This window comes from Nocardiopsis sediminis (assembly GCF_042650565.1).
GTDB lineage: Bacteria > Actinomycetota > Actinomycetes > Streptosporangiales > Streptosporangiaceae > Nocardiopsis_B > Nocardiopsis_B sediminis.
Genome location: NZ_JBHSBH010000004.1, coordinates 1 through 4,530, shown reverse-complemented (window position 1 = coordinate 4,530; position 4,530 = coordinate 1). Strand labels below are relative to the sequence as shown.

Sequence of the window (4,530 nt, the reverse complement as noted above, 5' to 3'; positions counted from 1 at the left end):
CCCCCCCCGCCGTTGTCACGCCGTGGCGGGCGTATCCGGGATCGTGCCCGCCGATCACTCAGCGGGCGGCGGATCCTCCGGGTCCTCCGGTCCGGGGAACCCCGGGAAGCCCGGTTCCTCCCCACCCGGATCCTCACCCGGAGGGATGCCCGGATCCGAGGGCTGCTCCGGGACCTCCGGCACCTCCGGGGTCGGGGGAACCTCGGGTACGGGCTCCTCAACCGGGGGCTCGACCGGCTCCGACGGGGCCTCGGGCGACGGCGGCAGCTCGGGTGCGAGGTTCTGCACGTCACCGCCGCTGGTGCGGCCGGGGAACTGCTCGACCTCGCGGCCCTCCATCGCCTGCGACATGAACGCGCGCCAGATCGTCGCCGAGAGGGTACCGCCCGACAGCGACCCCCAGCCGGGGACGCTGAACGGCTGGTTGTTGCCGTTGTACACGCCCACCGCGGTCGACAGCTGCGGCGCGTAGCCCACGAACCAGGTCGCCACGCTGCTATCGGTGGTACCGGTCTTGCCCGCCACCGGGCGGCCGTCGGGCAGCGCCGCGGCGGTACCGGTACCGCTCTGGACGACCTGCTGGAGCGCGTAGGAGACGTTGGCCGCGGTGTCGGCGCTGACGGCCTGGTTGCGGTCGACCGCCGCGCGCTCGTCCTCGCCGTCCTGGTTCACGATCTCGCGGACGACGTGCGCCTGGATATGCTCCCCGCCGTTGGCGAAGGTCGCGAACCCGCTGGCCTGATCGACCGGGCTCACATCGGAGACGCCCAGCGCCAGGGTCGGCACCACCTGGTCGTCGGTGATCATGTCCTCGGGGATGCCGGCCGCATAGGCGGTATCGCGGACACTCTCGACCCCGACCTCCTCCGCCAGCTGCACGTACCCGGTGTTGATCGAGCGCTGCGTCGCCTGCACCAGGTTCAGCGGCCCGTAGTTCGCGCCGCCGGCGTTCTGGATCTGGCTGCCGTTGACCGTGATCGGCGAGCTGCCGTTCACGATGCTGTCGAGGCTGTAGCCCTGCTCCAGGGCGGTGGCCAGCACGTAGGGCTTGAACGCGGAACCCGCCTGGGCCGACCCGTTGAACGCGCTGTCGTACTGGTTGGCGTTGTAGTCGGCACCGCCGTAGAACGCCACGACCTCGCCCGTGGCCGGGTCGACCGCGGTCAGGCCGGCCTGCACGCCCTCGGGCAGCGATTCGACGTCGACCGTGCTCTCCACGGCGTCGCGCGCCATGTCCATCATGCTCTGGTCGAAGGTCGTGATGACCTTGTACCCGCCCCGGTTGACCTGGTCTTCGGTGTAACCGAGCGATTCCAGTTCCGCCATCGCCTGCTGGAGCATGTAGCCGTTGTAGCCGCCGAGGTCATCGGTGATCCGCTCCGGCTCGGGGTGCGGGAACTCCATCGCGGCGGCTTCCTGCTCGGTGATCGCCTCGCCCACCATGCCGTTGACGACGTAGCGCCACCGCTCCTCCATCTCCGGAGTGGTGTTGCTGTCGGCCTCGCCGAACGGGGTCGGCTGCTGGATGGCAGCGGCGAGGAACGCCGACTCCTCCGGCGTGAGCTCGCTGACGTCCTTGTGGTAGTACGCCCCGGCCGCCGCCTGGATGCCGTACGCGTTGCGCCCGAAGTAGATGGTGTTCAGGTACTGCTCCATCACCCACTCTTTGTCCATGTCCGGAGACTGGTCCACCTTGAGGGCGATGATGATCTCCTGGAGCTTGCGGGCGACCGTCTGGTCCCTGCTCACACCCTCGAAGTAGTTGCGCACGAGCTGCTGGGTGATGGTCGAGCCGCCCTGCACCTGCTGGCCCGTGAACGTGGACCACGCGCCGCGGATCGTACCGGTGAGGGACACACCGGGCTCGGTCCAGAACCCGCGGTCCTCGGCGGAGATGACCGCCTCCTGGACCCCGTCGGGGATCTCCTCGAGGTCCACGATTTCACGGTCGATGCCGCGTTCGGCGAACTTGGTCTCGCCGTCGGAGTAGTAGAACTCCGTGGCCTGGTCCGCGACGCCCTCCTGGGTGCTGTCGGGCACGGGGATGGTCGCGTAGGCGATGCCGAACCCGCCGATGCCGAGCAGCGCGAAGGCGCCGACGGTGATCAGCCCGCCGCGGGTGATGCGCCACCACAGCGGCTTCTTGGGCTTCTTCGGCTTCTTGCCATCAGGGCCGGTGGGGCCGTCGGGGCCCTTCGGGCCGGATGCGGCGGCAGCGGCCGCCTTCTTCTTGCCCTTTTTGCCCTTCCCCATGGCCCTGAGGTTGCGCAGGCCGGCGGCGGCTGCGGCGGACTTCGCGTCGTCCTCGCCATCGCCGCCTTCGCCACCGCCACCCGGGCCACCGCCGTCACCGGGGCCACCAGGGCCACCAGGGCCACCGGGTCCCGAGCCTCCCGTGCCCGCCGGACCACCCGGCGTTCCGGGGCCGGCGGGGGCACCCGGGCCGCCGCCCGCGGATGCGGCGGCGCCGCCCGCCGCACCGGCACCGAAGGCCACCATCCCGGGGCCGCGATAGGGGTTCGCGGGCCGCGGGGAGACCGGGGAGGGGTCGTCGCCGCTCGGACGGGACGCGGGGTCATCGAGTCCCCCGGACCCGGCCGCGGACTCGACGTCGTCCCCGTCCGCCCCAGAGGGGGCGGCGTTCGGGGCAGGGGCCGCGGGGGCGTCCTCCCGCTTCGGGGAGACGGGGGTGAACGCGGAGAAGATCGACGAGGACTCGGAGGAGGGAGCCGTGGAAGGCGTGCCGGCGCCGCCGCGCGCGGCCGTGTGGTCGTCATCGTCATCGTCGTCGTCGAAGACGGGGGTGAACGCCGCGGTGCCCTCGGGGTCCCACGCGGTGTGCCCGCTGACGCCCCCGGCCGGGGCCGAGGTCGGGGCAGGCGGAGTGTCGTCCGCTCCCGCCGCAGGGCGGGGAAGCTCGGCGGGCAGCGTGGTGTCGGCGTCCTCGTGGGTGGGGGACACGGGGGTGTCGCCCCGGACCGCGGACGGCAGCGTCTCATCGGGGTCGTAGGCGGCGGTCGCGGACTCCGGAACGGAGTGACCGCCCACCGAGTCGGACGTCGTGTCCGCTTCATCGTCCGCACCGGCCTGCTCGGCGGAAGCGGACTCGCCGGAGTCCGGGGTGTCCACAGAGGACGACGCCGCGGCGGAGGGCGACGCCACCGGCGGGGCCGAGGGGGTGACGGTCACGGTCGTGTCGTCGTCACCGGAGTCGGCGACGGAGTCGTCGCCGGTGGCGGAGCCGCCCGAGGACGCGGCGGCGGAGTCGCCGTCCCCCCAGGTGCCGTCCTCGCGGAAGTCGAAGCCCTGCTCGGCGAGGGTACGGGCGACCCGCTCACGGAAGAACGTCCCGCTGTCCTTGAACGCGCTCGCCGCAGCACTCGCACCGGCGGCGCCCGCATCGGCGGGAGGGGCGGTGGTGGCAGCGGCCTCGTCATCGGCGGCATCGGCGGCATCGGCGGTGCCGAGCGCACTGAAGGCGGTGGTGGTGGCCGTGGAGTCGGCGTCGGTCCCGGCTTCCGAAGCGCCGCCGGCGTCGGAACCCGCGTCGCTCCCCTTCGCGGAGTCGTCACGGCTCCCGGGGTCGTCATCACTCCCGGGGTCGGCCGCGTCGGACGCGCTGCTCTTTTCCTCCGCGGAGGCGTCGACCCGTTCCTGGGCCGGCTCATCATCGCTGCCGGGCGCGGGCTCCGCCTCACGACCGGACACGGAGCCGGACGCAGAGCCGGTGGCGCTGTCCGCGCGATCGTCGTCGGTCACGGGCGCGCCTTCGGCCCCGTCGGTACGGTCTTCGGCGTCCTCCGGACGGCCACCGGAGTCACTCCGGGCTTCCACGGCATCCCCTGTAGCACTACCATCGGTTACGGGCGGATCGGGTTCGCGGCGCGGTTCGGTTCCACCGGCGCCGTAGGTGCTGTCATTCAGTTGATGGCCCCCTGGAACTCTCGACTCCCCCACTGCGGTCAAGACGTGTGACGCATGCGTGGGCCGAATCGGTTCTGCAAATTCTCACTCGGGTCGGCGCTGCGGGGGAATCGCCGGAACCCTACGCAATACGATACCCGCCCCTCCTGCCTCGAACGCCGGTGCGTTCGGCGATCGAGAGGCATGCGGACCCACTGTTCACCCAGCGTGCGGACGTCACGTCCACGTCACAGTGTCATGGACCGGTGACACTACCCGGCCCCCCTGACCCTGTCGACGCGAAAATCCTCCAAACGGGTGCGAAACCGCACACTCCGGCACGACAAGCGCGAGGATCACCCCACGCGGCCTCACATCCCGGGAGGTCACGGCGACAGCGGAGAACACCGAGGCGGGCGGGGACGCCGGCGAAAAAATCACCTTCTGCGATCGAGAAAGCAGCGATCTTGAGACCTCACACACGGTGTCCGACGGTGACTTTCCGCATACGGATGCTTCGAGCAAGGTTCACTTGTTCACAATGTGCGGTAACAAAAAGGTGGGGTAGAAGCACAGCTCCCACCCCACCAAAAAGAATGTCCGGCGGTGACCTACTCTCCCACCCCA

General features: G+C 71.0%; 1 protein-coding gene. It reads right to left on the bottom strand.

The genetic code is table 11. The features are described from left to right. Positions 1 to 54: 54 nt before the first annotated feature. Positions 55 to 3,759: a transglycosylase domain-containing protein gene (locus ACFOVU_RS04245; RefSeq protein WP_378529972.1), complete on the bottom strand. Its 3,705-nt coding sequence runs from the start codon at positions 3,757 to 3,759 to the stop codon at positions 55 to 57. Positions 3,760 to 4,530 lie beyond the last annotated feature (771 nt).